Consider the following 25,785-nt stretch of genomic DNA (forward strand, 5'->3'; position numbering starts at 1 on the left):
GTCGTTCACGTCACCGAGCCGGGCGTCAGCCGCCGAAGGAGAGCCAGCGGAAGCCGGCGGCGCCGATCACGGCGCGCTCGGCGTCGCTGAGCGGCGTCCGGCCGGTGGTCTTGCCGATCAGCGTGAGCGGATCCCAGCCGAGCCCCGCCGGCGCCGGCCGGCCACAGGTGAGCAGGCCGGTGATCACCTGGGCGGCGGTCGGGGTGAGCCACGCCTCCCGGTCCAGCGCCACCGCCAGGTCCAGGCCGTGCACGCCGACCTCCACCACCCGCGTCCGCAGGAACTCGGCGGCCGTCATCGCGTCGCCGTGGCGGGTGCGTACCAGCCGACCGGCCGGGGCCGCGCCGACGGCGGCGTCGGTGGCCCGCCAGGCGGCGGTGAAACCGGCGGCGGTCGCCGCCACGTCCGCCGGCTCGCGGGCCTCCCGCCGGGCGCTGTCGATCCGCGCGGCGTCCACCTCCGGGGTGAACTTGGCCGCGCCGAAGTAGCCGGCGGCGTCCACCTCGGCCCGGCTCGGGGCCGGCGCGGCGAGCATGTCGGCCAGGCGTCCGGCCCCGGCGCGCACGTGCGCGACGAGGTCGCGTACCGCCCAGGGCGGGCAGGGGGTGGCGCGGTCCAGGTCCGCCGGGGAGAGCGACCGGAGCACCCCGTCCAGCCGCGCGCACTCGTCCCGGAACGCCGTCCGTGCCGTCTCCATCGCGCCTCCCGCCGTCCCGCCGGCCCCACCCTCTCATCCGGTTTCGGCGCAGCGGTCCCGGGTACGCGCCGGGCCGACGAGAGGGGGCGGGCGACCGATGGCCGGCATCATGCTGCGGAGCACCGCGTTCAACGACCACGACCAACTGCCGGGGCGCTTCTCCCGGGAGGGCGGGAACGCCTCACCGCCGTTGGAGTGGTCGGACGTGCCGGAGACGGCGACCGAACTGCTCCTGCTGGTGGAGGACCCGGACGCCGGGCGCAGTCCGTTCCTGCACTGGCTGGTCACCGGGATCTCCCCGTCGTCGGACGGGGTGGCGGAGGGTACGGTGCCCGAGGGTGGCCGGGAGTGGCCCAACGGGTTCGGCACCGTCGGCTGGGGTGGGCCGCAGCCGCCGAAGGGCGAGGAGGCGCACCGCTACTTCTTCCGCATCTACGCGCTGGAACGTCCCCTGGACCTGCCCGACGCGCCGCAGGCCGCAGACGTGCACGCGGCGTTGGCGGGTCGGGACATCGCCAGCGGCACCATGGTCGGGACGTACCGGCGCTGATCAGCCCTTCCAGCGGGGCACCAGGCGGTGCACGGAGACCAGCACCAGCGCGGCGACCACGCCCATGGTGCCGGCGATGCCGGCGGCGCTGCCCGCGTACCCGATGAAGAGCGGGCGCCGGCTCAGCTCGTCGGCCGGGACCTGCTGCTGGTCGAGCAGCGAGGCCAGGGCCAGCCCGGAGGCGAGCACGGCCAGCAGCCCGCCGACGCCCAGCACGGCGGCGGCCACCCGGTGCGCCTCCTCGTTGGAGACCTGCGCCTGCTCCCGCTGGAAGACCAGGAGCAGGAAACCGGCCAGCGCCGCCCACCCGCCGACGACGAGGAACGCGGCGACCGCGTCGCTGGGCCGGTGCCAGCCGGCGGAGAGGGTGGCCACGCCCGCGACGGCCGCGTACGCCGCGCCGAGGAAGGCGCCGAGCGCGCGGACCCGGGCCGGCAGTACGAGGATCAGCGCCACCGCCACCGAGGCGGCGACGGTGGTGTGCCCGCTGGGCAGGCTGTTGCCGGCGTAGACCCGGTCCGGGTCGATGCCGAAGTCGGGCCGGCCGAGGCCGTACTTGAGCAGTTGGGTGGTGACGTTGGCGCCGGCGATCAGGAGGGTGGCGGCGACGGCGAGCGCCTTGCGGCCGCGGATCAGCGCGATGAAGCCGATCGTCGCGGTGGCGGCCAGCAGCGACACCACCGACATCGCGTTGAGGACCCGGTTGACGAGACCGTCGATCCGGTCCTGCCCGATCCGGTTGCCGGTCAGCGCGACGGTGTCCAGCCACTGCCCCGTCCCGGTGTGCATGGCGAAGCGCCACAGCACGACGAAAGCGGCCGCCTGGGTCAGACCCAGGACGACCATCCAGACCGCGGTCCAACCCCTTGCCGTCACGCGCACCCGCACACCGTAGCGGCAGGGCCGGCGGGCCGCTCGGCGGCCCACCGGTCCGTCCCCGCTACGTTGGCACCGAAGCTCGGGAGGTGACGGTGAGCGGCGGACGGGAACACGGAGGCGGACCGGCGGGCCGGCCGGAGTCGTTGGCGGACCTGCTGGGTGGACGTGGCGGGGCGGTGGACGCGACCCTGCCGCCGGTGGCGTTCACCGTGGGCTGGCTGCTGACCGACCGCTCGCTCGGCGGTGGGGTCGCCGCGGCCGTCGTGGCGGGCACGGCGGTGGCGCTCTGGCGGCTGCGGCGGGGCGAGCGGCCACGGTCGGTGCTGGTCGGGCTGCTCGCCGTCTGCGTCGCCGCGCTGATCGCCCTCTACACCGGACGGGCCGCCGACTTCTTCCTGGTCCAGCTCTTCTCCAACGCGGCGAGCGCGCTGGTGTGGGTGGTGAGCATCGCGCTGCGCCGGCCCCTGCTCGGGGTGCTGGTCGGCGTCGCGCTCCGGCAGCACGGCCGGTGGCGGCGCGACCGGGCGCTGCTGCGGGCGTACGCGCGGGGCAGCTGGGTGTGGGCGGCGACCTACGCGCTGCGGGTGGCGGTCTTCCTGCCCCTGTGGCTGGGCAATCAGGTGGTCGCGCTGACCGTGGCCCGGGCCGCGCTGACCTGGCCGCTGGTGGCGGCGGCGCTGACGGTGAGCTGGGTGGTGATCCGGCGGTCGCTGCCGGCGGGGCATCCGGGGCTGCGGCATCCGGTGGAGCCGGCACAGCCCGGTGCCGTGGCGGGAAGCCCGGAAAGATAAAGGGAGAGGCCGCCACGGGGGGAGCGGCCTCTCCGAGGAACACGGTACTCCGTCCGGCGGCGTCGCGTGATCCCACGACGCCCTCTTTTTTCGCGGTTTTCCCGGGCCGGGAGCGGCGGGGTGGGCCGGCGGGTCCGCTGCGTCGTCCGGACGGCCGGCCCACCCCCGGCCCGACCGTGGTGATCGGGCCGCCCGCCGACCGGGAGGTCCGCTCCCCCGGGCCCGGTCGGCCCCCGGGTGGGCGGCGCCGCGCCGCCCACCCGGGGTGGTCACCTCATCCGTTGGGGAACAGGTTGCCGTAGTCGGCGTACGCCATGGCGACGTCGGCCTGCGCCCAGAACCGGTGGTAGTTGAAGGTCGGCTCGGGGCCGCCCTTCAGGTACGCGTCGACCTTCGGCCAGTCCGGGTCGTTCTTGTAGAACGACCGGATGTCGAGGAAGCTCCGGCCCGCGGCGATGGCGTCGCCGTTGGGCATCTTCCCGGTCCACCCGGCCGGGACGTAGAGGCCCTGGCCGGTGGCGGCGTCGTAGACGTCGTCGAAGCGCTTGTAGTCGCCGCGCTTCTCGGTGGTCGACACGCCCTTGGCGTCACTGGCCGCGTGGAGCGCGTCGAGCAGGCCCTTGGCGGTGTTCTTGGCCGCCACGTTGCCGGACTTCGCCGCGTACGCGATCAGGGTCCGGGCGTAGGCGGCGGCGACGCCGACGTCCTGGCCCTTCACCGTCACCTCGACGTGGAGGTTGGTGTTGGGCTGGGGGTTGGTGGGGTTCCAGTTGGCGGGCTGGCCGGTCCACTTCATGTCCGACGGGATCGACCAGTTGGCGCCCAGCGTGGTGTTGGCGATCGCCCACGGCACCCACTTGTCCAGCAGCGCCTTGGCCCTGGCGTTGCCGGTCTGCAGGTACAGCTCGGCGATCCGTTGCATCGACCAGGCCTGCATGCCGAACCACTGGTTCGACGGCGGGTCGTTGTAGACCGGGTCGACGTCGTAGTACATGCCGTAGAAGGTGGCGGTGCCGGCCGGCGGCTGCGCGTAGCTGCCGTCCCAGCTGTTGGTGGCGCCACCGGCGATGCCGCCCTCGGCGGACTGGAGCCAGGTGTAGAACTCCAGCTGCCGGTCGAAGCTCTTCTGCCAGTCCGCGGTCGCGGTCGGCGACTTCGGCTTCAGCTCGGCCACGTTGGTCAGCGCCCAGGCCGCGAACGGGTTCTGGTAGCCGAAGTGGTTGTGGCTGGAGCCGATCCGCCAGGACCAGTTCTGGTTCGGCTCGTACGCGCCGCCCCAGGCGTAGTACCAGGACATCAGGTAGTGCGCGGAGTCCTTGCCGGTGCCGGCCGGGCAGGTGGTGGCCCCGACGCAGTTGCCGATCCTCTTGAAGTACTTGTCGAACATCGCGTAGCGCAGGTAGTCGCCCATCTTGGCGGCCTTGGCCACGGTGGCCGCCACGTCGGCCTGCCTGCCCTGGGCCTTGGCCCAGGTCAGCGCCCAGTACGCGGCCTGCACGGCGCGGGCGTCGGCGTCCGGGGCGTTGGTGTACTTCCACTGCTTGGCGGGGGCGCTGCCTTCTTTGATGAACAGGTCGAGGTAGCCGTACTGGCCGCCGTGCTTGAAGGTGTCGCAGGACGGCTGCGGCACGGTCTCCCACACCGACTCCTGGGTGCCCCGCTGGAAGGTGTTGATGTACGCCGGCCGGGTGGTGCCGTCGCCGCAGCGGCCGAAGCCGTAGGTGTTGTCGACGTCCAGCAGCCAGTGCATGCCGTAGATGTCGCCGGTGCCGTAGGTGCTCTGCAGTTCGCCGCGCAGCGGGTCCTGGCCGACCGGGACGGCGGGCTGCAGCTGCGACGGGTACTGGCTGGGCAGGTTGTGCTCGGCCGCGTACTGCGGCGTCCCCGGAGCGCCGGCGCTGGGCTGGTCGGCGTGGCTGGGGATGATGTACTTCTCCATCACCGTCCACGCGTTGTTGAACGGGGCCCAGTTCTGGGTGACCCGGCCGTACTGCGCCTCCAGCCACAGCCAGAAGCTGAAGGCTTCCGAGGTGGTCTCGTGGCCGTGGTCGGGCGCCTCGACGATGAGCGTCTCCACCGAGTGGTACGGCACGCCCTCCGGGCTGAAGTAGCCGGAGTTCTTGATCTTGCCGTACTGGTCGAGGAAGCGCTTGACGTAGGTGTTGTCCCCGCCGGGGGTGTCGTTGTCGATCTCCGTGGCGGTGATCGTGAGGGGGGCGAAGCCGGTGGCCGAGGCGGTGACGGTGGCCGTGCCGCCGAGGGTGTCGGCGTCCTCCGCGGCGGCGACCGCGACGTTCACCCCGGTGTTCCAGTTGGTCGGGGTCAGCGTCACCGAGGCCGGCGAGACGGTGATGTCGGTGTCCCCGGTGCGGGCGAGGGACACCGGGACGTCGGCCGTCGGGGCGGCGCTGAGCTTCAGGTTGACCGGGGAGCTGCCGCCCTCGGTCACGCTGACCGCGGCCGGGGTGGCGACCAGCGTCGGGCCGGTGGCGGGGTCGACGGTGAAGGATTTCTCCGCCACCGCGATGCCGTTGGCGTTGTCGTACGCCTTGGCCTGCACCGTGTAGCTGCCCGCCGGCAGGTCCTGGAGGGTGTAGCCGTACGGGGCGGTGGTGTCGGTCTCGACCAGCAGGCCGTTGCGGTAGAACTCGACCTTGGCGATGGTCCCGTCCGGGTCGCCAGCGGTGGCGGTCAGCGGCACGTCCGCCGGCGCCTGGAACGGCCCGGCCGGCACGGCGAGGGAGACCGTCGGTGGCTGGTTGGCGGGGGTCCCGTTGCAGGTCACCCCGTTGAGGGTGAACGCGGTGGGTTTCGGGTTGGCGCCGGAGTACGCGCCGTTGAACCCGATGGTGGTGGAGGCGCCGGCGCCCAGGCTGCCGTTCCACGACTCGTTGGTCGCGGTCACCTCGGCGCCGGTCTGGCTCCACTTCGCCGACCAGCCCTGGGTGAGCCGCTGGCTGCTGTGGGGGAAGGCGAACTTCAGCGTCCAGGCGGTGAGCGCGTCGCCCAGGTTCTTGATGGTGACGTTGGCGGTGAAGCCGTTGCCCCAGTCGTTCGTCGCGTAGACCACGTCGCAGGCCGGGGCGGCCTGTGCGGCGCCGGCCGGCAGGGCCACCCCACCGACCGCGAGCGCGGTGGCGGCGAGGATCGCCGTTCGGCGACGTCTTGCCATGAGTCTCATGTGCGCGGTGTCTCCTCGGACCGGGCCGGGGCCGTACGGACCCACGGCGGGGCGCCTCCACACGCGACGGGGTGCGCGGGGGGAAGGAAGCGCCCGGGAATGGTGGTCGGTCGGTGAGGCGGCAAGGGGTGCCGCCTCCTCGGGTGGCCGTCCGGTGATCCCGGATGCCCTCGGCGACCCGCGCTCGCGCGAGCTGGCTCCGCGTCGCGACTGGATGCCCAGTGTGCCATGGAAGCGCTCCCACGACAACCACCGTCGAGTCATCCAGAGCGATGTTTCGATCTCGTGTGGGGGCTTTCACAAAGTCGTGACGGGCGTTACAGTCGCAGCATCGTCGATGGGAGCGCTTCCATCGACGGTGATCCACCGAACAGATCGACCGTGGTCATCCGGCCACGGAATACCCAGGAGGCTGACGACGGGCCAGCCCGGACGCCGTCGCCAGCCGGCTCCTCACCAGCACGGAGGGAGGTGGGTACCAGAGCCACTCGCGTGGCCCGGCTCCCGCGCGACACGCACGGCGGACGCCAATTCCACCCGTGCGCGTGTGCACCACGGTGGGGACGGGGGTTGCCCTCCCCCGTCCCCACACTAAGCCCCCGTACTCCACGGGAAAAGAGGCCGACGGGATCAGGCGCTCCGCGCGCCACCCGGCCGGCCTCGCTTGCTGTCGGCACCCGCCGGGCGCGCCGCCCGCCGCGACGCCGCTGCCGCACCCCATCCCCGGCCGCCCGCTCGGGTCCGGCCCTCTAGGCTGGCAGTCCGCCCACGTTCACGGCCGGACCGTCGTACGCCTGCGCTGGGAGCGCTCCCGGTCGTTGGGTGGCCCGCACCCTGAGGAGAATGCCCATGTCGATGTTCACCCGACGGCGCCTGCTCGGCCGCGCCGCGCTCTCCGCCACCGCCACGGCCGGCGCCGGGCTGTCCGCGCCGGTCGCCACCGCCCTGACGGCGGCGGCGGGTGCCGTGGCCACCGGCTGCGACGCCCCGCCGGGCGAGAAGCCGGCGGCCGGCCCCGCCCCCGCCGGGCTGCGCTTCCCGGCCGGCTTCGGCTGGGGCGCCGCCACCTCGGCGTACCAGATCGAGGGCGCCGCCAAGGAGGACGGCCGGGGCGAGTCGATCTGGGACACCTTCAGCCGCACGCCGGGACGCACCCGCAACGGCGACACCGGGGACGTGGCCGCCGACCACTACCACCGCTGGGCCTCGGATCTCGACCTGATGCGCGACCTGGGCCTGCGCAGCTACCGGTTCTCCGTCTCCTGGCCCCGGATCCAGCCCGACGGCACCGGCCGGCCCAACCAGCGGGGCCTCGACTTCTACCGACGGCTCGTCGACGGGCTGCACGAGCGCGGCATCGCGCCGATGGTCACCCTCTTCCACTGGGACCTGCCGCAGGCCCTCCAGGACACCGGCGGCTGGGAGAACCGGGACACCGCCGAGCGCTTCGCCGACTACGCCGACGCGGTCTTCCGCGGCCTCGGCGACCAGGTGCCGGTCTGGCTGACCGTGAACGAACCGAAGACCGTGGTGCAGAACGGGTACCTCTCGGGCCACCACGCCCCCGGCCGGCAGGACCCCGACGCGGCGTATCTCGTCGCCCACCACCTCCAGCTCGCCCACGGCCTCGCCGTCCGCGCGCTGCGCGCCACCGGCTCCACCGCCCGGATCGGCCCCGCGCTCAACCTGCACCCCTGCTACCCCGCCGACGACACCCCGGCCGCGGCCGAGGCCACCCGGCTCTACGACGGGTACGAGAACCGTCTCTACCTGGACCCCGTCCTCACCGGCGCCTACCCCGAGGACGTCCTGGCCGACCTCGGGGCGGACAGCCGGATGGCCCGCGGCATCCGCGACGGCGACCTGGCGATCATCTCCAGCCCGGTGGACCTGCTGGCCGTGCAGTACTACACGCCGATCTACGTCACCGCCGACGGCGACACCGTGCGGCGCCTGCCCACCTCCGAGGCCGAGTGGCAGCAGATCCACCCCGAGGGGATGTACGACATCCTGACCCGGGTCACCCGCGACTACGGGCGGATCCCGATCACCGTCACCGAGAACGGCCTGCCCTGCCCGGACACCCTGGGCGCGGACGGCACCGTCGACGACGCCGGCCGGATCGCCTTCCTGCGCGACCACCTCGCCGCCGCGCACCGGGCGATCGCCGCCGGGGTGCCGCTGGAGAGCTACCACGTCTGGTCGCTGCTGGACAACTTCGAATGGGCCGAGGGGTACGACCAACGCTGGGGGCTCGTCTACGTGGACTACCCCACCCAGCGTCGGATCCCCAAGCGCAGCGCCCACTGGTACCGCCAGGTGATCAGCGACAACGGCCTCTAGCTCGGCAGCACCCGGTACGGCCGGACCGCGCCCGCGGTCCGGCCGTGCCACCACCCGGCCGGCGCCCGACCGGAGGCCGGGCCGCCGGCCCGGTCAGCGGGGCAGCGCCTGCTGCAACTCGGCGCGCAGCGCCGGGGTGAGCATCTCGCCGGCCTGCTTGGCCAGCCGGGCCATCTCGTAGCCCACCACCCCGATGTCGGCGTCCGCCCCGGCCAGGGTGGCCAGGATCGAACCGTCACGGATCTGCATGACCAGGAAGTAGCCGCGCCCCATCTCCACGACGGTCTGCTTGACCACGTCCCCGTCGAACATCTGCGCGGCACCGGCGGTGATGCTCATCAGACCCGACGTCACCGCCGCCAACTTGTCAGCGTGATCGCGGGGCAGGTTGGCGGAGATCGCCACCAGCAACCCGTCGGAGGAGACCACCACCGCGTGGGCCACCCCCGGCACCCGTTCCGCGAACGCGTTGACCAGCCAGCTCAGGTCACGGGCCTCCTGGCTCAACGTCATCACTGTCGTCCCCCTTCGCTGCGCACACCGGCCGGCGGCAAGATTATCTCCGTGGTCTCCTCGGCCTCCGCGCGGCGCACGCCGCCGTAGTACCGGGACAGCATCCCGCCGACCGCCTCCGGGTCCGGGTCGTGCCGGACCGCCGGGGTCTCCGGCCGCGCCGACTCGGTGACCGCGGCGAGCTGCGCCATCGGCACCCGTACCGGCAGACCGCGTTCGGTGGTGCCGGCGGTGACCGGCGTGGCGGGCGGCGCGGGCGTGCTCCCCCCGGTGCTCGGCGTCGACCCCGGGGCCGGGCCCTGGCGGGACCACCAGCCACCACCGGATCCCGCCGGGGCACCCGCCGCCGGGGCCAGCACGTCCTCCGCCCGGACCGGCACCGGCCGACCGGGCACCGGCACCGGCCGGCCCTGGACCGGCACCGGCCGGCCCGGGACGGGCACCGAGGTCGAGTCGGGACGGCGACCGGCCACCGGCAGCTCCGTCGTCGGCCCGCCGAGCTGCGCCGCACCGGGCCGGGTGGCCCCGGCGACCGCGGTGGTCAGCATCCGCGGCGACGCGGGCGGGTCCAGCTCTGCCGCCGACGCCGCGGCCAGCAGCGTGGCGGGCAGCACGATCCGGGCCACCAGCCCCTCCGCCCCGCCAGCGAGCCGCACCCGCACCGCGTGCCGGGCGGCCAGGTGGCTGACCACGAAGAGACCCATCCGCTCGACCGCGGCCACGTCGGCGGTCGGCGGCGAGGCCAGCACGGCGTTCGCCTGCTCCAGCGCGGCCGGACTCATCCCGAGCCCCTGGTCGGCGATCTCCACCACCGCGCCGCCGCCCTCGGCCCGGGCGGTCACCCGGACCAGGGTGTCGGGCCGGGAGAAGGCCGTCGCGTTCTCCAGCAGCTCGGCCAGCAGGTGCACCAACTCCCCGACGGCGTGCCCCACCACGTACAGGTCGGCCACCGAGTCGTGCCGCACCCGCTGGTACTGCTCGATCTCGGCGCTGGCGGCGAGCAGCACCGCGCCGAGCCCGACCGGACGGTTCCACCGCCGGGTGGACTCGGTGCCAGCCAGCACCAGCAGGCTCTCGTCGTTACGGCGCATGCGGGCGGCCAGGTGGTCCAGCCGGAACAGGTTCTCCAACTGGTCCGGGTCGGCCTCCTCCCGCTCCAGGTCGTCGAGCAGCTCCAACTGCCGCTCCACCAGCACCTGGCTGCGCCGGGCCAGGTTCACGAACATCGCGTTGACCGTGCGCCGCGTCTCGGCCTGTTCGACGGCGACGCTGACCGCGCTGCGGTGCACCGCCACGAACGCCTCGGCCAGCTCGCCGATCTCGTCGGAGGACCGGACCACCGCGGGCGGCACGTCGATGGTGGGCACCCCACCGCTGACCGTGCGGAGCCGGTTCAGCGCGTACGGCAGGTCGATCTGGGCGATCCGCAGCGCCTGCCCCCGCAGCAGCTGGATGGAGTTCGCGACGGAGCGACCGATCAACAGGGCCAGCAGCACGGCGAGCCCGAGCACCACCACGATGCCGCCGACGACCAGCAGGGTGGTGCGCAGCCGTTCGCTGCTGACCTCGTCGGCCTGCGCCACCGCGTCGTCGAGCACCCGCACCTCGAGCTGGCGGAAGAGCTCCTGGCGCTGCTCGCTCGCGGCCCACCACTGGGCGGCGGGCAGCACCTCCGGCTGGGCCCCGCCGGCCGGCAGGCTCTTCTCCTCCAGCCGGGCGGCGGTGACGAAGGCGGGATCGCGTGAGGTCCGGTCGTACAGCTCGATCTGGGCGGTGGTGGCGGCCACCCGGAACGCGCCGAGCGCGGCGAGCTGCTGGGCCCGCAGGTCGGTGAGGGTCACCTCGTCGTCCAGCCCGTACCGGCCGGCCCGGGCCGCCTCGTAGAGCTGGCCCCGGATCCGCGACGACAACTCCTTGACCCGCGCCAGCTGCACGTAGCGCAGCACGGCGTCGGTGAGGGCCGGCTGGGGCTCTCCCGGTGACGGCTCGGCCAGCAGGTTGAGCAGCGCCTCGACGCACCGGTGGTAGTTGCCCAGCACGGTGTCGGTGCTGAGCACCGCCGGCGGGATCGCCGCTCGAATGTAGACCACCTGGTCGTAGGCCTCCAGCACCTCCGCGTACGCGACGCGCCAGGCGGCGTCGGAGTCGGCGAGCGGCGCGGCGGCCCGGCGCAGCTCGGAGACCGCCTGGTCGGTGGCGGTCTGCAACGGTTGCAGCGCGGCGGCGGCCGCCGCCCGGTCGGAGTCGACCCCGTCGCGGCGCAGCTCCGCCAACTCGCCCGCCGCGCGGTCGCGCTCCTGCTGGAGCCGGTCCACCACGGTGGTGATCTGCCGTCCGATGCCGACCTGCCGGGCGAAGTCGCTCAACGCGGTGGTCTGCCCGACCAGCACCACGGTCTGCACCCCGGCCAGCACCAGGAAGGCGACCGTGGGAATCACCAGGACGGTGGCCAGCTTGGTCCGCATCCGCCAGTCGCGCAGCCGGAACGGCGACCGCCGCCGGTGCGGTACGAGCCGGACTTCGCTGTCGTGTCGACGGTCCTGCTTCGTCGCGTCCTGGGTCGGGTCGGGACCAACGCCCACACCTGCCTCCTCGGTCCCCGCCTCCCCCTCGTCGGGGAGCGGGCTCCATCCAACCAGGCCCGGGAGCTGTGTCAACGGGCCGGAGGGGCGGCAGCGCTCAGGAGTTCGGCGCAGCGGCCACGAGCGACCGCCCGACCTCCACCGTCCGGCCCGCCCCGGCGAGCCGCTCCGCCTCGGCGATCCGGCCCGTCGCGACCAGCGCGGCGCCGATCGCGCCGATCTCCGGCTCGGAGCGGTGCCGCACCGTCCGCGGGGCGAGCGCCGTCGCGAACGCCGCTCGCCACCACGGGGAGGCGCTCACCGCTCCCCCGCCCAACACCACCTCGACCGGGGCGTCGACTCCGAACTCCAGCACGGCCAGGTCGTCGGCGACGAGCCGGCACAGCCCGGCCATCAGCCCGGCCAGGATCTCCACTCCCGTGGTGGAGAAGCTGAGCCGACGCAGCTCGCCGACGCCGGCCGGAGCCAGGCCCGGTGGCCGGTCACCGCCGAACCTCGGGTTGGTGGCGACGCCGCCGTCCGGCTTGATCCGGGCCAGCGCCTCCTCCAGCCCGGCGCCCTCGGGCAGCCGCAGCTCCCGGTTGGCCCAGGCGAACAGGTTGCCCCCGCTGGAGTACGCCGCCCCGGTCACCACGTACTCGTGGTCGGCCCGGTAGCGCCAGAGCTCGTTCGGCAGGGGTGGCGCCTCCTGCCCGACCGGGACCCGCTGCACCAGGCGGGCCGCCGCGGACGTCCCCACCGTCACCGCCACGCGACGCGGGTCGACACAGCCGGAGCCGACGTTGGAGGCGGCCCCGTCGCCGACCGGGGCGGCCCAGCGCGCGTCGGCCAGCTGCGGCCACCGGCGGGCGTGCTCCCGGCGGAGCCGGCCGTGCCAGCCCAGCGGGGCCAGTTCGGGCAGCTCGCCATCGCGGACCCCGGCCAGCTGGCACGCCTCGGCGTCCCAGTCCGCCGCGCCCAGGTCGAGCAGACCGGTCCCGGAGGCCATCGAGATCGACATCGGCGCCGCCTCGAGCAGCTCACCGAGCACGTACTCGACCAGGCCGACGAAGCGGACGGCGGAGCTCCCGGCGCGCTGCCGCAACCAGGGCAGCCGGACCGACCAGTAGCAGCGGTGCCACCACGTGCCGGTACGCCGGTGGTACTCCGGCGGGTCGGCCGGTCCGGTGGCTCCGGCCGGTGGCCCCGGTCGGGTGTCCAGCCAGGTGAGCACCGGGCCGAGTGGCGTGCCGCCGCCGTCGAGCGGGACCACCGAGTGCCACTGGGCGGAGAGCGCGACCAGTTCGACGTCCCGCAGGTGCCCGCCGTCGGCGAGCTCGTCCAGACACTCGACCAGGCAGGCGAGGTAGCCGACGGGGTCGAGGGTGCCGGCACCGTCGACCCCGACGCTCAGGTGCACCTTGCGCCGCGCCAACGCGCCCGGCAACGGATCGGCGTCCCCGTCCAGCACGAGTCCACGTACCGAAGAGGTACCCAGGTCGAGAGCGAGAATGTTCATCGCCGGTCACGGTACCCGCCACCCGGGTCGGTCACCTGAAGATCGGCGGGCGCTGGGGGCGCGTCCTGCCACGGACAACCGCTTCCGGACCGGGCGCGGGCCGCGTAGGGTGATCGGCATGCTCGCGCTGTCGTCCTGCTGGTGGCCCGCCGACCCGGCGGCCACCTTCCGCGCGTAGCTTTCCACGCGGCCGCCCGACGAGGCGGCCGCCGGTCTCTCCCCGGCCCCCGGGCCGCCCCGACGGGTGGCGCACCGGCCCTGGAGGAGACCCCGATGACCCGCCCGCACGACCTGCTCGCCGCCGTCGCCGACGGCGTCGACCCGGGTCCGTTCGCCCTCGTCCGCCGCGAGGGCGCCGACCACCTCGACCTCTTCACCGGAACGGTGGACGTCGCCGACCGGCTCGCCGACCTGCCGCTGCCCGACGACGCGGCGGCCGGGGCGCACACCCTGGCGCTGGTGCCGTACCGGCAGGTCACCGAGCGCGGCTTCGACTGCGTCGACGACGGCACCCCGCTGGAGTACCTGGCCATCGACGGGCACCACGTGATCCCGCTGGCCTCCGCGCTGGCCGCGCTGCCCGAGGCGCCGGTGGTCAGCGACGGCGCCGCCTTCGACGTCACCGACGAGGAGTACGCCCGGACGGTCGAGCGGGTGCTCGCCGAGGAGATAGGCCGCGGGGAGGGCGCCAACTTCGTCATCCACCGCACCCTGCACGCCACCGTGCAGGGGTCCCCGCTGCGGGCCGGGCTGGCGGCGCTGCGCCGGCTGCTGTGCGGGGAACGGGGCGCGTACTGGACGTTCCTGGTCCACACCGGGACCCGGATCCTGGTCGGCGCGAGCCCGGAGCGGCACGTCAGCGTCGACGACGGACTGGTGATGATGAACCCGATCAGCGGCACCTTCCGGCACACCGGCGCGGCGGCCGACCGGGACGCCCTGCTGCGCTTCCTCCGCGACCCCAAGGAGGTCGAGGAGCTGTACATGGTGCTCGACGAGGAGCTGAAGATGATGGCCACGGTGGCCGAGCACGGCGGCCAGGTGGTCGGGCCGTACCTGAAGGAGATGGCCCACCTGACCCACACCGAGTACCTGCTGGCCGGGCGGGGATCGAAGGACGTCCGGGAGGTGCTGCGGGAGACGATGTTCGCGCCCACCGTCACCGGCAGCCCGATGGAGAACGCCTGCCGGGTGATCGCCCGGCACGAGCGCACCGGGCGGCGCTACTACTCCGGGGTGCTGGCCCTGCTGGGTCGGGACGCCGCCGGCCGGCAGACCCTGGACGCGCCGATCCTGATCCGCACGGCGGAGCTCTCCCCCACCGGTGAGCTGCGGGTGCCGGTCGGGGCGACCCTGGTGCGGCACTCCACCGCGGCCGGTGAGGTCGCGGAGACGCACGCGAAGGCGGCCGGGGTGCTCGCCGCGCTCGGGCTGGGTCCGCAGGCGCCGGCCCCGGGCGCCGCGCCGGTGGTACGCCCCGACCGTCCCGGCCCGGCGCGTCCGGCGCCGCGTCCCGGGCCGGAACGGCCCCTCGCCGACGACCCCGAGGTACGGGCGGTGCTCGCCGAGCGGAACGACGCCCTCGCGCGGTTCTGGCTCGATCAGCGGGTGCCCGGGGCGATCGCGCTGCCAGGGCTGGCCGGACGCCGGGCGTTGATCGTGGACGGTGAGGACACCTTCACCGGGATGCTCGCGCACCAGCTCGGCGCGCTGGGCCTCACGGTCGACGTCCGTCCGTGGCACCGCCCCGCCCCGGTCGACCGGTACGACCTGGTGGTGGTCGGCCCGGGCCCGGGCGACCCGGGAAACCTCACCGAGCTGAAGATGGCGGCGCTGCGCGCGCTGCTGGCCGCGCGGCTGGACGCCGGCCTGCCCACCCTCGCGGTCTGCCTCGGCCACCAGCTGCTCGCCGGGCTGCTGGGGCTGCCGCTGCACCGCCGCGCGGCGCCGTACCAGGGGTTGCCGCGGGACGTGACCGTCTTCGGCACCCCTCGCCGGGTCGGCTTCTACTCGACCTTCACCGCCCTGGCCGACGCCGACCGGGTCCGCACCGGTCACGGCCCGGTGGAAATCTCCCGGGACCCGGCGGACGGCGCGGTGCACGCCCTGCGCGGTCCCGGCTTCGCCGGGGTGCAGTTCCACCCGGAGTCGGTGCTCAGCCGGGACGGCCTGGCGGTCCTGGCCGACCTGCTCGGCCACCTGCTGGAGCGCCCGGCCCGGCCGGTGCCGGCGCATGCTTCGCCCGATCGGGGGTAGGGGTGAGGGCGACCGGTGGCCCGGACGGGTCGAGAGCCCCCGCCCGGCCACCGGTCGTCCGGTCCGCCGTCACCGGCCGCCGCCCCGCGTCAGCCGGCCGAGCCCCTCTTCAACCTGGTGGCGATCTGCACCGCCCGGCGCGCGGTCAGCGCGGTCGCGCCCAGCGCGAGGTGGTCCGGCGCGATCTCGCCGTTGTTGCTGGTGTGCGAGGCGCCGTACGGATTTCCGGCGGTGAACTGGCTCGGGTCGGTGTAACCGGGGGTGACCACGAGGCCGCCCCAGTGGTAGATGATCGTGAACAGCGACAGCAGGGTCGACTCCTGGCCGCCGTTCGAGGTGGCGGTCGAGGTGAAGCCGCTGTAGACCTTGTCCACCAGCGCGCCCTGGGCCCAGAGCGGGCCGGTGGTGTCGATGAACTGCTTGAGCTGCGCGGCGATCATGCCGTACCGGGTGGGCGAGCCGAAGATCACCGCGTCGGCCCAGGCGATGTCGTCGATCTGGGCCTCGGGGACGTCCTGGGTCTCCAGGTGGTGCGCCTGCCACCCCGAGTTGGAGCGGATCGCCTCGGCGGGGGCGAGCTCGCGGACCTTGCGCAGCCGCACCTCGGCGCCGGCCTCCCCGGCGGCCTCGCAGGCCGCCTGCGCCATCTGATAGGTGATACCGGTCGCGCTGTAGTAGATCACCGCTACCTTGACCTGGCCGTCCATCGTCACGCTCCTCCTCGATCCGAATCAGCTCCGGCGACTACCCGTTGACCACCCCGGCAAACACACCCCGTGGCATGATCCGGACATGCAGATCAGGCCGGCCACCAGCGCGGACTGGCCCGGCATCTGGCCCTTCCTGCGCGACATCGTCGCCGCTGGTGAGACGTACACCTGGCCGCGCGACGTCACCGAGGAGCAGGCCCGCCGGCTCTGGTTGGTGCCACCGCCGGGACGCACGGTGGTCACGGTGGACCCGGACGGCACGATCCTCGGCTCGGCGAAGCTGGTGCCCAACCAGCCCGGTCCCGGCGACCACGTCGCCAACGCCAGCTTCGTGGTCGCGCCGGCCGCCGCCGGTCGGGGGATCGGCCGGGCGCTCGGCGGGCACGTGCTCGACCTCGCCCGGGCCGACGGCTACCGGGCCATGCAGTTCAACGCGGTGGTGGCGACGAACTCCCGGGCGGTCGGGCTGTGGCGGTCGCTCGGCTTCGACGTGGTCGGTCGGGTGCCGGAGGGCTTCCGGCACCCGACCGAGGGGTACGTCGACCTGCTGGTGATGTACCGGCGGCTCTGACTCAGCCGATCGCGTCCAGCGCGGCCCGGCAGTACCGGAGCAGCTCCTCGTCGGCGGCGACCTGGTCGGTCGTCCACGTCGCCTCGCGGACGTTGTGCCGGCGTACCCGGGCCAGCTCGGCGCGGAGCAGCGGCACGGCGTCGGCGGCGAGCGGACCGAACTCGGCCAGGTGCCGGACCACCTCCCGGGCGGTGTAGCTGTTGGCCCGCCAGGCCGACAGCAGCGTCGGCAGGGTCGCGGCGGCGTCGCCGGTCACCCGCCACAGCGCCACGGCGGCGGCCAGCGGCAGCCAACCGGTGCTGTCGGCGGCGGCGCACAGCTCGCGCAGCCGGGGCGCGGTCCCCGCGGCGGCCGGGCCCAGTTCGGCGAGCCCCCGCGCGGCGTCGCGCGCCTCGAACGTCGTCCCTTCGAGGGACCGGGCCAGCACCGGCAGGACGAGCTCCGCGTCGCCGGTGACCTGCCAGAGCGCCGACGCGGCCGGCAGGCGTTGGCGCCACTCGTCGGAGCCGGTCGCGCGGCGCAGCGCCGGCACCGCGTCGACGGCGGCCGGGCCGAGCGCGGCGAGCGCCCGGGCCGCTCCGTCGTCGGGCAGCCGGGCCAGCAGCTCCGGCAGGCAGGGGGCGGCGGCCGGGCCGATCCGCCCCAGCGCGTACACCAGCGAGGAGCGGAACCGTTCGGGCGCGTCGGGCAGGTCGCGCAGCCGGTCCCGGATCAGCGGCACCAGCTCGGCGGCGGCGGGCCCGAGCGCGGCCACCGCCTGGCCGACGTCCTCCGGCGGCTGGTCCTGTTCGAGGGCCCAGCGCAGCACCGGCAGCACCCGGCGGTCCGCCAGGGCCGCCAGCGCCACCGGCACCGGACCGAGAGCCGCCTCGCCGCCGCCCCAGCGGATGACCCAGGGCGGGGCGCCGCGGTCGTGCCGCGCCTCCCGGGGCGCGGCGTCCAGGGCGCGGACCATCGCGTCGGCGGCCGGCGCGGCCAGCACGTCCAGATGCCGCAGGCTCGACGCGGCGGCGCCGGCGAGTCGGGGCTCCGGGTCGAGCAGCTGCTCGCCCAGCCGGGCGACCAGCTCCCGGTACGGCCCCCGCCAGCCGTCGACGAGCCGTTGCACCGGGGCGATCGCGTCGTGGCGGCGGTACCACTCGGGCGCGTCCAGCAGCGCGGTGAGCAGGCGCGTCCGCTCGCCGACCCGGTCCCCCAGCGCCGCGCTGAGCTGCTGGACCAGCGGCGCCGCCGGCGGGGACGGCCGCCCGGCCAGCTCCCGCTCCCCCAGCTGCCGTACCGCGCCGCGCAGCGTGTCGGTGGTGAACCCGGCCGGGCTCGGCGGCGGCGCCTCCCGCGCGTAGAGCGCGTCGAACAGTGCCAGCGCGGTGGCGACGACGTCGACGCCGGGTGGCTCCGCCGCCTCGACGAGCTGGGCCAGGGCGGCCAGCCGCGGCTGGGGAGGCCCGTCGGCGGTGAGCGTCTCCACCAGCGGCGCCAACAGCCCGGCCGGGTCGACCCCGGTCAGTCGCCCGGTCCGGGCCAGCCGGCCCAGCCGCCCGAGCAGGTCGAGCAGCGCCTTTCGGACGTCCTCGTCGGCCTCGACGGCGAGCCGGTCGGAGAGGGCGGCGCTGATCCCGGCGTCCGGTCGGACCATCAGCGCTCCGGCGGCGGCGGCGCGCATCTCTGGATCGGGGTCGGCGAGCAGGGCCAGGAACACCGGCCGGGCGTCGGCGATCGCCGCCCGCGCCGCCATCTGGTGGGCGACCTCCTCCTCGTCGGCGTACTCGTCGTCCTCGTCCTCGTCGACGTCGTCGTACTCCGCGCCGGCGTAGCTGCCCAGCAGTTCGACGATGGGACCCCGGCCGGGCAGCTGAGGGCGGGCCGCGGCGTCCAGGAGGAACGGGATGGTGGCGAGGGTGGAGTCGTACACGTCGCCCTGGTGGTGCACCGCCCCGTACATGCCGTCCAGCGCGGTCTCCCGGGCCGCCGGGTCGTCGTCGACGAGGCCGCGCAGCAGCTCGGGCACCTCCACCGCGGGCCCGTACGCGTGGTGCAGCGCGGCCCAGTCGACGTCGTCCAGGCCGGCGAAGAGGCTCGAATCGTTGATCACGGCGCGGATTGTGCCGCGCCCCACCGACAGTGGGCCACCCCGGCGGCGGCTCAAGATTTGCGCAAGTTCCGGGTCACGCCGGTGCCCCGGTCGGGACCGGAAGGGGATCCTGATCGCAACCGGCGCCGGCTGCACCCGGGCAGCCGCCCCCGCGCCGGGCGCCTGAACGGGGGATCGCGCTGTGCCGGCAACGGCGCTGGCGTAGCGCGATCAGGGGACGCCTCAGCCGACCAGGCTCGTCATCAACCGGTCCAGCTCCGCCCCGGGGTCGGCGGTCAGCCCGGTGTGCACCGGCCCCGCCTGGATCATCGTGCTGCGCGGCGCGGCCAGCCACCGGAACCGCTCGCCCAGGCTCATCCGGCTCGCCGGACCGTCACCGCCGCAGGTCCGGCCCCAGGAGCCGAGCACCGTCGCCACCGCCTCCAGGTCCACGTCGGGCGCCAGCGCGCGCGCCCGCGCCGCGTCCAAATGGGTACGCGCGCCGAGGAAGTCCCGCTGCTGGCAGTAGAGCAGCACACCGACGTTGATCAGCTCGCCCCGCTCGACCCGGGGCACCAGCCGGATCACCGCGTACTCGAAGGGGGTCCTCATGCCGCGCCCCCCGGCAGCCAGTCGGCGGAGCGGGCCACCCGGCGGGCCAGGTGATCGACGTACGCGGCCCGGGCCGCGTCGGCGGAGGGGAAGTCCGGGCCGGCCAGCCAGACGTCCGGCACCAACGCGAGGACCTCGGTGAGCAGCTCCCGGGTGATGCGGGGCGACAGCTCGGCGTCGGCGGACGGCAGGTCGCCGGCGTACGGGGCCAGCACGTGGTCGTCGGCCCGGTAGGCGCGCCCCACCGCCGCCTCGGCGCGCGGCCAGTTGTGGTGGAAGTAGAGCGTCGCCCCGTGGTCGATCAGCCAGAGCTCCCGGTGCCAGACGAGCAGGTTGGGGTTGCGCCAGCTCCGGTCCACGTTCTCGGTGTACGCGTCGAACCACAGCACCCGGGAGGCGAGCGCGGCGTCGACCGGGTGGGCCACCGGGTCGTAGCCCAGCGCGCCGGGCAGGAAGTCCATGCCCAGGTTCGCCCCGCCGCTGTTGCGCAGCAGCTCCTGCACCTCCTGGTCCGGCTCGGCCCGCCCGATCACCGGATCGATGTCGAGCACCACCAGCCGGGGTACGGCCAGCCCGAGCCGGCGGGCCAGCTCCCCGCTGACCACCTCCGCGACCAGCGCCTTGGGCCCCTGCCCGGCGCCGGAGAACTTCGCCACGTAGGTGCCCAGGTCGTCGGCTTCCACCACGCCGGGCAGCGAGCCGCCCTCACGCAACGGGGTGACGTACCGGATTCCGGTGACCTGGCGGAGCACGACGCCCACCCTAGTCAGCGCCCGGCGGACGGCCCGCGCCGGGCGTCAGTCGTCGAGCTTGTCGCGCAGGTCGTCGACGCCCTGCTGGAGCCGGTTCACGGCGCCCTCGTTGTTGACGAAGGTGGAGATCCCGGCCGCGAGGGCCAGTCCGAGCAGCACGGCCAGCGCGCTGAGGACCAGGCCGCCGATGGCCACCCCCCGACCGGTCACCCCGGGCCGGCGGCTCATCTTCAGGCCCACGATACCGAGGATGACGCCGATGATGCCGAGTGGCAGACCGACCCAGGCGAGGATCGCGGTCAGCACGCTCAGCAGGGCGGCCACCCCGAACACCAGGGCGAAGGTGGCCGCCGCGCTCGTCTTGGCGGCGGTGCCGGTCTGCACCGGCTGGACACCGGACCTGCCGGGGCCCCCAGCGGGCTCTCGAGACGCGGTCATTGCGTTACCTCGCATTCCTCGCGACGGTGGACGGCGTCGCATTCCCACTGTCCGGGGACCTATGCGTCGTCGCGACGCTGTCCCGCACCCGCGCCGGAGCCCCGGCGGCGGCCGGACGAATGTGCTCGGGCCCGTCGGGTATCCGCGTCGTGACCCGCAAGAGGAAGGACGAACCATGCGTATGACCGAGCAGCAGATCGCCGCTCTGTACGGGCAGGACGTCCAGGACCGGTCGGGCGCGAAGATCGGCAGCGTCGGCCAGATCTGGGCCGACGCCACTGGCGAACCCACCTGGGTCAGTGTCGCGACGGGAACGATGGGCCACCACGAGGCGATGGCCCCGCTCGCCGGAGCCGGCGTGCACGAGGGCCGGCTCACGGTGCCGTACGACAAGTCGACCGTGCGAAGCGCCCCGAGCGTGGAGGCGGGCACCCAGCAGCCGCTCAGCAACGAGCAGCTCACCCAGCTCTACCGGCACTACCGGCTGGAGCAGCAGGCGGGCCCGCCGCCGCGGGCGTCCGGTGCGCCGGACCTCGTCCGCTCCGAGGAGCGGCTGCGAGTCGGCACCGAGAGCGAACCGGCCGGCGCGGCCCGGCTGCGCAAGCACGTCGTCACCGAGGACGTGCACACCACGGTGCCCGTCGAGCACGACGAGGTGAGCGTGGTGCGCGAACCGATCACCGCGGCGAACCGGGGTGACGCCCGGGCGCGGATCGGCGAGGAGCAGCGCGAGATGGAGCTGCGCGCCGAGCGACCGGTGGTCGGCAAGGAGCAGGTCCCGGTGGAGCGGGTGCGCCTGACCAAGGACGAGGTGGTCGAGGAGCAGCCGGTCGACGCGCAGGTGCGCCGGGAGCGCGTCGACGCCGAGGTGCCGGAGCCGGCACGACGGCGACGCTGACACGGCCGCCACGGCGCTGACCGTGGACGCCGGGCGGGTGGGCGACAGCCCCCCGCCCGGCGCCGTCGTCTCCGCGGCACGTCGGGCGTCCGCCGGTGCCCACCGGCGGACGCGCCGTCTTCCCCGGGTATGTCGGGGCGTCCGCCTATGCTCACCGGCGGACCAGTAGGAAGGCGGCGGCATGACGGAGCTGACCGGCGGTGAGGCGCTGGCGTTGCGGATGACCAGCCTGCTGCTGCGGGCGCACCCGCGCGGCGGGCCGACGGACGTCGCCGGTGTGGTGGAGTGGTTCGGCGCGATGCAGGCGCAGGACGCGGCGAGCGCGATGTGGTCGCTGGGCGTCCGGCTGCCCGGGCGGACCCTCGCCGACGTGCGGGCCGCGCTGGAGCGGCGGGAGGTGCTGCGCACCTGGCCGATGCGGGGCACCGTGCACCTGGTGCCGGCCCGGGACGCGCACTGGATGCTGGCGGTGACCGGGGTCCGCGCGCTGGCCGGGGCGGCGGCCCGACGGGCGGTCCTCGGGCTGAGCGAGGCCGACGCCGACCGGGCCGCCGACGTGCTCGGCGCGGCGCTGGCCGGCGGCGGGCGACTCACCCGTGCCGAGTGCCTGGAGGCCCTGGCCGCCGCCGGCATCGACACCACCGGCCAACGCGGCTACCACCTGCTCTGGTACGCCAGTCAGCGGGGCGTCACCTGCATCGCCCCGCACGTCGGCACCGAACAGACCTTCGCCCTGCTCGACGAGTGGGCGCCCGAGCCGCACCGGCCGGAACGTGACGAGGCGCTGGGCGTCCTGGCCCGGCGCTACTTCCGCGGCCACGGTCCGACCACCCGGCAGGACTTCGCCGGCTGGACGGGGCTGACCGCCGCCGACGCGAAGCGGGGCATCGCCGTCGCCGGCGCCGACCTGGCCGCGGTCGGAGTCGACGGCGTCGAGGCGTACCTCGACCCGGCCCTGCTGGACGCGCCCCGCACCCCGCGCGACGACGTGCTGGCGCTGCCCGGCTTCGACGAGTACCTGCTCGGTTTCAAGGACCGGACGTTGATGCTCGACCCGGCGCACGGGCGGGCGGTCGTGCCCGGCGGCAACGGCGTCTTCCAGTCGACGGTGGTGCGCGGCGGCCGGGTGGTCGGCACCTGGAAGCGCACGATCGGCCGGACGGCGGTGACCGTGACGGTGCGGCCGCTGGTCCCGCTCGACGCCGACGTGCGGGCCCGGGTCGAGACGGCGCTGGGCGGGTACGCCCGCTTCCTCGACCTGCCCCTTCGCCACTCCTGGTGACGCCGCCCGCGCGTCGGGGGCCGGTGGCGGCGCACCGCCACCGGCCCCCGCTCCCGCCCGCGGTGGTTCAGCCGGCGAGCGCGCCCTCGGCCCGGCCCTCGTGCAGGGTCAGGTTGCGCCCGCTGGACGGGTCGAACAGGTGGATCTTCTCCAGGTTGAACCAGACCCGCCGGTGGTGTCCCTCGGTCACCGGCGACTCCGCCGACAGGCGGGTGACCAGGTTGGCTCCGCCACCGGAGAAGTCGGCCCCGGCGTCGGCCGCCAGCTCCTCCAGCTCGGCGGCGCTGGCCCGCTCCCCCTCCACGCTGAAGTAGACGTACTTGTCGGAGCCCATCGACTCGACGATGTCCACCGGCGCCTCGAACTCCATGCCCCGGCGGCGGCTGTCGTCGTCGACCAGCTCGGCGTCCTCGAAGTGCTCGGGACGGATGCCGAGGATCAGCTCGCGCGGGGCGTCGGCCCCCGCCAGCTGGCGGCGGACCCGCTCGCCGAGCGGCACGTCGCCCAGGGCGGTACGGAGCTTGCCGTCCTCCACCGCCGCGTGCAGGAAGTTCATCGACGGCGAGCCGATGAAGCCGGCGACGAAGAGGTTGCGCGGGTGGTCGTAGAGCTCCTGCGGCGGGCCGACCTGCTGCACCGCGCCACCCCGCATGATCACCACACGGTCGCCGAGGGTCATCGCCTCGGTCTGGTCGTGGGTGACGTAGACGGTGGTGGTGCCGAGCTGCTTCTGCAGCCGCGACACCACGGTGCGCATCTGCACCCGCAGCTTGGCGTCCAGGTTGGACAGCGGCTCGTCCATCAGGAACGCCTTGGGCTGCCGGACGATCGCGCGTCCCATCGCCACCCGCTGCCGCTGGCCGCCGGAGAGGTTGGCCGGCTTGCGGTCCAGCAGCGCGGTCAGCTCCAGTACCTTGGCCGCCTCGTCGACCTTCTGGTTGATGGTGTCCTTGTCCATCTTCGCCAGCCGCAACGGGAAGGCCATGTTCTCCCGGACGGTCATGTTCGGGTAGAGCGCGTACGACTGGAACACCATCGCGATGTCCCGGTCCCGGGGGGCCTTGTCGTTGACCCGCTGCCCGGCGATGCGCAGCTCCCCGGAGCTGATGTCCTCCAGTCCGGCGATCATGTTGAGGGTGGTGGACTTCCCGCAGCCGGAGGGGCCGACCAGGATGACGAACTCGCCGTCGGCGATCTCCAGATCGACGTCCTGCACCGCCATGGTCCCGTCCGGGAACCGCTTGCTCACCTTGTCCAGCACGATGTCAGCCATTGTTGTCACCTATCCCTTGACTGCGCCGGAGGTCAGTCCGGAGACGATGCGGCGCTGGAAGAAGAGCACGAACAGGATGATCGGAATGGTGATCACCACGGCGGCGGCGCAGATCGCCCCGGTGGGGTCCTCGAACTGCGACTCGCCGGTGAAGAACGACAGCGCCACCGGCACCGTGCGGGCCCGCTCGGTGGAGGTGAGCGTGATGGCGAAGAGGAAGTCGTTCCAGCAGAAGATGAAGACCAGGATCGCCGTGGTGAACAGGCCCGGCGCGGCGAGCGGGGCGATGACCCGCCGGAACGCCTGACCCTGGGTGGCGCCGTCCATCTTCGCCGCCTTCTCCAGGTCCCACGGGATCTGCTTGAAGAACGCCGACAGCGTGTAGATCGCCAGCGGCAGGGCGAAGGTGATGTACGGCAGGATCAGCCCCGGCCAGGTGTCGAAGAGGCCGAGCTGCCGCTCGATCTCGAACAGCGGCGACACCAGCGACACCTGTGGGAACATCGCGATCAGCAGGGAGACCCCGACCAGCAGCCGCTTGCCGGGGAAGTCCAGCCGGGAGATCGCGTACGCGGCCATCGCCCCGAGCACCACCGCGATCAGCGTGGCGATCAGCGCGATGCCGATCGAGTTGACCAGGGCCCGGACGAACTGGTCGGTGTCGAAGATCGTCCGGTAGTTGTCCAGGGTCCACTCCCGGGGGATGAACTTCCCGTCGGTGATGGTGGCCGGGGTCTTGAAGGACAGCGAGGCGATCCAGAGCACCGGGACGAGCGCGAAGACGACGACGATGACGTCCAGCAGGCCCCAGCGCAGCTTCGCCCGCGTGGTGGTTTCGGCCATGTCAGCGCCTCTCCCCGTCGTCGCTGCCGGGGGCAGCGGTGCCGAACAGCTTCACGAAGACGAAGGCGATGATCGCCACGGTGATGAAGATCAGCACCGACATCGTGGAGCCGATGCCGAGGTTGAGACCCCGGATCAGGTTGTTGTAGGCGAGCATCGACACCGAGGAGGTCTCGTTGCCGCCGTTGGTGAGCACGAAGATGTTGTCGAAGACCCGGAACGCGTCGAGGGTGCGGAACAGCAGCGCGACCAGGATCGCCGGCTTCATCACCGGCAGCATCACCTTGGTGAACCGCTGCCAGGCCGTCGCACCGTCGGTGGAGGCGGCCTTGAGCAGGTCCTCCGGCACGAGCGCCAGCCCGGCCATCAGCAGCAGCGCCATGAACGGGGTGGTCTTCCAGATCTCCGCCAGCATGATGATCGCCAGCGAGCTGGCCCGCTCGGTCAGCGGCGCGCTGCCGTCGAGGAGGTTGGCCAGGTAACCGGTGCCGGGCGTCCAGGCGTACCGCCAGGAGAAGGCGGCCACCACCGTGACGATGCCGTACGGGATGAGCGCGGCGGTCCGGACGATGCCCCGGCCGACCAGCGTCCGGTGCATGATCAGCGCCAGGCCCATGCCGAGCACCAGCTCGATGGCGACGGTGACCACCGTGATGAGCATGGTGACTCCGAACGCCGTCCACCAGAACTCGTTGGTCAGCACGGTGGCGTAGTTCTCCAGCCCGATGAACTCACGCTGGTCCGGGAAGCGCAGGTCGAAGCGCTGGAGGGACAACCAGACCGAGTAGAGGATCGGGTACGCCGTCACCAGCACCATGACCAGGGCCGCCGGGGCGCAGAGCAGCCAGCCCAGCTTCCGTTCGGCCTTCTTGTTCTCACTCAGCGGGGCCCTGCCCCGGCCGGCCCGCTGGGCCGGCACGGCGGCGTGCCGCCCGGTCGACGAGGTCGCGGTCTCGTCGGCGCTGACGTCCGCGCCGGCGGGAGTGGCGTTGATGCTCATGCGGTCACCTCCCTCTGCTGGGCGACGAGTGACGGCGTCACGCCG

The 25,785-nt window shown here is 74.0% G+C and carries 21 protein-coding genes; 7 read left to right on the plus strand and 14 right to left on the minus strand.

Annotated elements, in window-relative coordinates; genetic code table 11:
- Positions 1 to 25: 25 nt before the first annotated feature.
- On the minus strand, positions 26 to 697 hold the full coding sequence (locus V6U79_RS23750) for a maleylpyruvate isomerase N-terminal domain-containing protein (RefSeq protein WP_334615867.1): 672 nt from the start codon (positions 695 to 697) through the stop codon (positions 26 to 28).
- Between the two features lie 97 nt (positions 698 to 794).
- On the opposite strand from V6U79_RS23750, the gene V6U79_RS23755 reads away from it, so the two are divergent.
- Positions 795 to 1,247, plus strand: coding sequence for a YbhB/YbcL family Raf kinase inhibitor-like protein (locus V6U79_RS23755; RefSeq protein ID WP_334615868.1), 453 nt, complete (start codon positions 795 to 797; stop codon positions 1,245 to 1,247).
- Here V6U79_RS23755 and V6U79_RS23760 read toward each other — a convergent pair whose 3' ends face one another.
- Positions 1,248 to 2,135 (minus strand): phosphatase PAP2 family protein, encoded by an 888-nt coding sequence (locus V6U79_RS23760; RefSeq protein ID WP_334615886.1) that lies wholly within the window; start codon positions 2,133 to 2,135, stop codon positions 1,248 to 1,250.
- A gap of 83 nt (positions 2,136 to 2,218) precedes the next feature.
- Between V6U79_RS23760 and V6U79_RS23765 the strand changes: the two genes are divergently transcribed.
- Entirely contained in the window at positions 2,219 to 2,917 is a 699-nt protein-coding gene (locus V6U79_RS23765; protein WP_334523688.1) for a DUF3159 domain-containing protein, read from the plus strand.
- A 274-nt stretch (positions 2,918 to 3,191) separates the two neighbouring features.
- Here V6U79_RS23765 and V6U79_RS23770 read toward each other — a convergent pair whose 3' ends face one another.
- Complete coding sequence (locus V6U79_RS23770; RefSeq protein ID WP_334523918.1) at positions 3,192 to 6,089, minus strand: glycoside hydrolase family 48 protein; 2,898 nt, start codon at positions 6,087 to 6,089, stop codon at positions 3,192 to 3,194.
- Between the two features lie 858 nt (positions 6,090 to 6,947).
- Here V6U79_RS23770 and V6U79_RS23775 point away from each other — a divergent pair.
- Complete coding sequence (locus V6U79_RS23775; RefSeq protein WP_334615869.1) at positions 6,948 to 8,441, plus strand: GH1 family beta-glucosidase; 1,494 nt, start codon at positions 6,948 to 6,950, stop codon at positions 8,439 to 8,441.
- Positions 8,442 to 8,534: 93 nt separating this feature from the next.
- Here V6U79_RS23775 and V6U79_RS23780 read toward each other — a convergent pair whose 3' ends face one another.
- The 3 genes from V6U79_RS23780 to V6U79_RS23790 all read right to left on the minus strand — a co-directional run bounded on the left by V6U79_RS23780 (position 8,535) and on the right by V6U79_RS23790 (position 13,034).
- Complete coding sequence (locus V6U79_RS23780; RefSeq protein WP_442933300.1) at positions 8,535 to 8,954, minus strand: roadblock/LC7 domain-containing protein; 420 nt, start codon at positions 8,952 to 8,954, stop codon at positions 8,535 to 8,537.
- Positions 8,954 to 11,536 (minus strand): sensor histidine kinase, encoded by a 2,583-nt coding sequence (locus V6U79_RS23785; protein WP_334523667.1) that lies wholly within the window; start codon positions 11,534 to 11,536, stop codon positions 8,954 to 8,956. The genes V6U79_RS23780 and V6U79_RS23785 overlap by 1 nt, the downstream gene beginning before the upstream one ends.
- A 97-nt stretch (positions 11,537 to 11,633) precedes the next feature.
- The gene (locus V6U79_RS23790) at positions 11,634 to 13,034 is read right to left on the minus strand and encodes an FGGY family carbohydrate kinase (protein ID WP_334523664.1); all 1,401 of its coding nucleotides are present in this window, start codon (positions 13,032 to 13,034) and stop codon (positions 11,634 to 11,636) included.
- 273 nt (positions 13,035 to 13,307) lie between these two features.
- Here V6U79_RS23790 and V6U79_RS23795 point away from each other — a divergent pair, with 273 nt between their 5' ends.
- Positions 13,308 to 15,290 (plus strand): chorismate-binding protein, encoded by a 1,983-nt coding sequence (locus V6U79_RS23795; protein ID WP_334615870.1) that lies wholly within the window; start codon positions 13,308 to 13,310, stop codon positions 15,288 to 15,290.
- A gap of 89 nt (positions 15,291 to 15,379) precedes the next feature.
- Here V6U79_RS23795 and wrbA read toward each other — a convergent pair whose 3' ends face one another.
- Positions 15,380 to 15,997 carry an NAD(P)H:quinone oxidoreductase gene (wrbA, locus tag V6U79_RS23800; RefSeq protein WP_334523677.1) on the minus strand — a complete coding sequence of 206 codons (618 nt, stop codon included), beginning with the start codon at positions 15,995 to 15,997 and terminating at the stop codon, positions 15,380 to 15,382.
- An 85-nt stretch (positions 15,998 to 16,082) separates the two neighbouring features.
- On the opposite strand from wrbA, the gene V6U79_RS23805 reads away from it, so the two are divergent.
- Entirely contained in the window at positions 16,083 to 16,571 is a 489-nt protein-coding gene (locus V6U79_RS23805; RefSeq protein WP_334615871.1) for a GNAT family N-acetyltransferase, read from the plus strand.
- Position 16,572: 1 nt separating this feature from the next.
- Here the strand turns inward: V6U79_RS23805 and V6U79_RS23810 are convergent, their stop codons facing one another.
- The 4 genes from V6U79_RS23810 to V6U79_RS23825 form a co-directional block, all read right to left on the minus strand.
- Entirely contained in the window at positions 16,573 to 18,663 is a 2,091-nt protein-coding gene (locus V6U79_RS23810) for a hypothetical protein (protein ID WP_334615872.1), read from the minus strand.
- 222 nt (positions 18,664 to 18,885) lie between these two features.
- Complete coding sequence (locus V6U79_RS23815) at positions 18,886 to 19,254, minus strand: DUF3037 domain-containing protein (RefSeq protein WP_334523652.1); 369 nt, start codon at positions 19,252 to 19,254, stop codon at positions 18,886 to 18,888.
- Complete coding sequence (locus tag V6U79_RS23820; RefSeq protein ID WP_334615873.1) at positions 19,251 to 20,006, minus strand: HipA family kinase; 756 nt, start codon at positions 20,004 to 20,006, stop codon at positions 19,251 to 19,253. The genes V6U79_RS23815 and V6U79_RS23820 overlap by 4 nt, the downstream gene beginning before the upstream one ends.
- A 45-nt stretch (positions 20,007 to 20,051) precedes the next feature.
- Positions 20,052 to 20,390: a hypothetical protein gene (locus V6U79_RS23825; RefSeq protein ID WP_334523646.1), complete on the minus strand. Its 339-nt coding sequence runs from the start codon at positions 20,388 to 20,390 to the stop codon at positions 20,052 to 20,054.
- Between the two features lie 229 nt (positions 20,391 to 20,619).
- On the opposite strand from V6U79_RS23825, the gene V6U79_RS23830 reads away from it, so the two are divergent.
- Together V6U79_RS23830 and V6U79_RS23835 are read left to right on the plus strand one after the other, a co-directional pair.
- The gene (locus tag V6U79_RS23830; RefSeq protein ID WP_334523643.1) at positions 20,620 to 21,342 is read left to right on the plus strand and encodes a YsnF/AvaK domain-containing protein; all 723 of its coding nucleotides are present in this window, start codon (positions 20,620 to 20,622) and stop codon (positions 21,340 to 21,342) included.
- A gap of 181 nt (positions 21,343 to 21,523) precedes the next feature.
- Positions 21,524 to 22,624, plus strand: a complete 1,101-nt coding sequence (locus V6U79_RS23835) for a winged helix DNA-binding domain-containing protein (RefSeq protein ID WP_334615874.1) — start codon at positions 21,524 to 21,526, stop codon at positions 22,622 to 22,624.
- A gap of 67 nt (positions 22,625 to 22,691) precedes the next feature.
- Here the strand turns inward: V6U79_RS23835 and V6U79_RS23840 are convergent, their stop codons facing one another.
- From V6U79_RS23840 to V6U79_RS23850, 3 genes are read right to left on the minus strand one after another with little or no spacing between them, the layout of a single operon-like run.
- Positions 22,692 to 23,897, minus strand: coding sequence for an ABC transporter ATP-binding protein (locus V6U79_RS23840; protein WP_334523637.1), 1,206 nt, complete (start codon positions 23,895 to 23,897; stop codon positions 22,692 to 22,694).
- A gap of 9 nt (positions 23,898 to 23,906) precedes the next feature.
- Positions 23,907 to 24,740 (minus strand): carbohydrate ABC transporter permease, encoded by an 834-nt coding sequence (locus tag V6U79_RS23845; protein WP_334523634.1) that lies wholly within the window; start codon positions 24,738 to 24,740, stop codon positions 23,907 to 23,909.
- 1 nt (position 24,741) lies between these two features.
- Complete coding sequence (locus tag V6U79_RS23850; RefSeq protein WP_334615875.1) at positions 24,742 to 25,740, minus strand: carbohydrate ABC transporter permease; 999 nt, start codon at positions 25,738 to 25,740, stop codon at positions 24,742 to 24,744.
- Positions 25,741 to 25,785 lie beyond the last annotated feature (45 nt).

This window comes from Micromonospora psammae, from assembly GCF_036902725.1.
Classification (GTDB): Bacteria; Actinomycetota; Actinomycetes; order Mycobacteriales; family Micromonosporaceae; genus Micromonospora.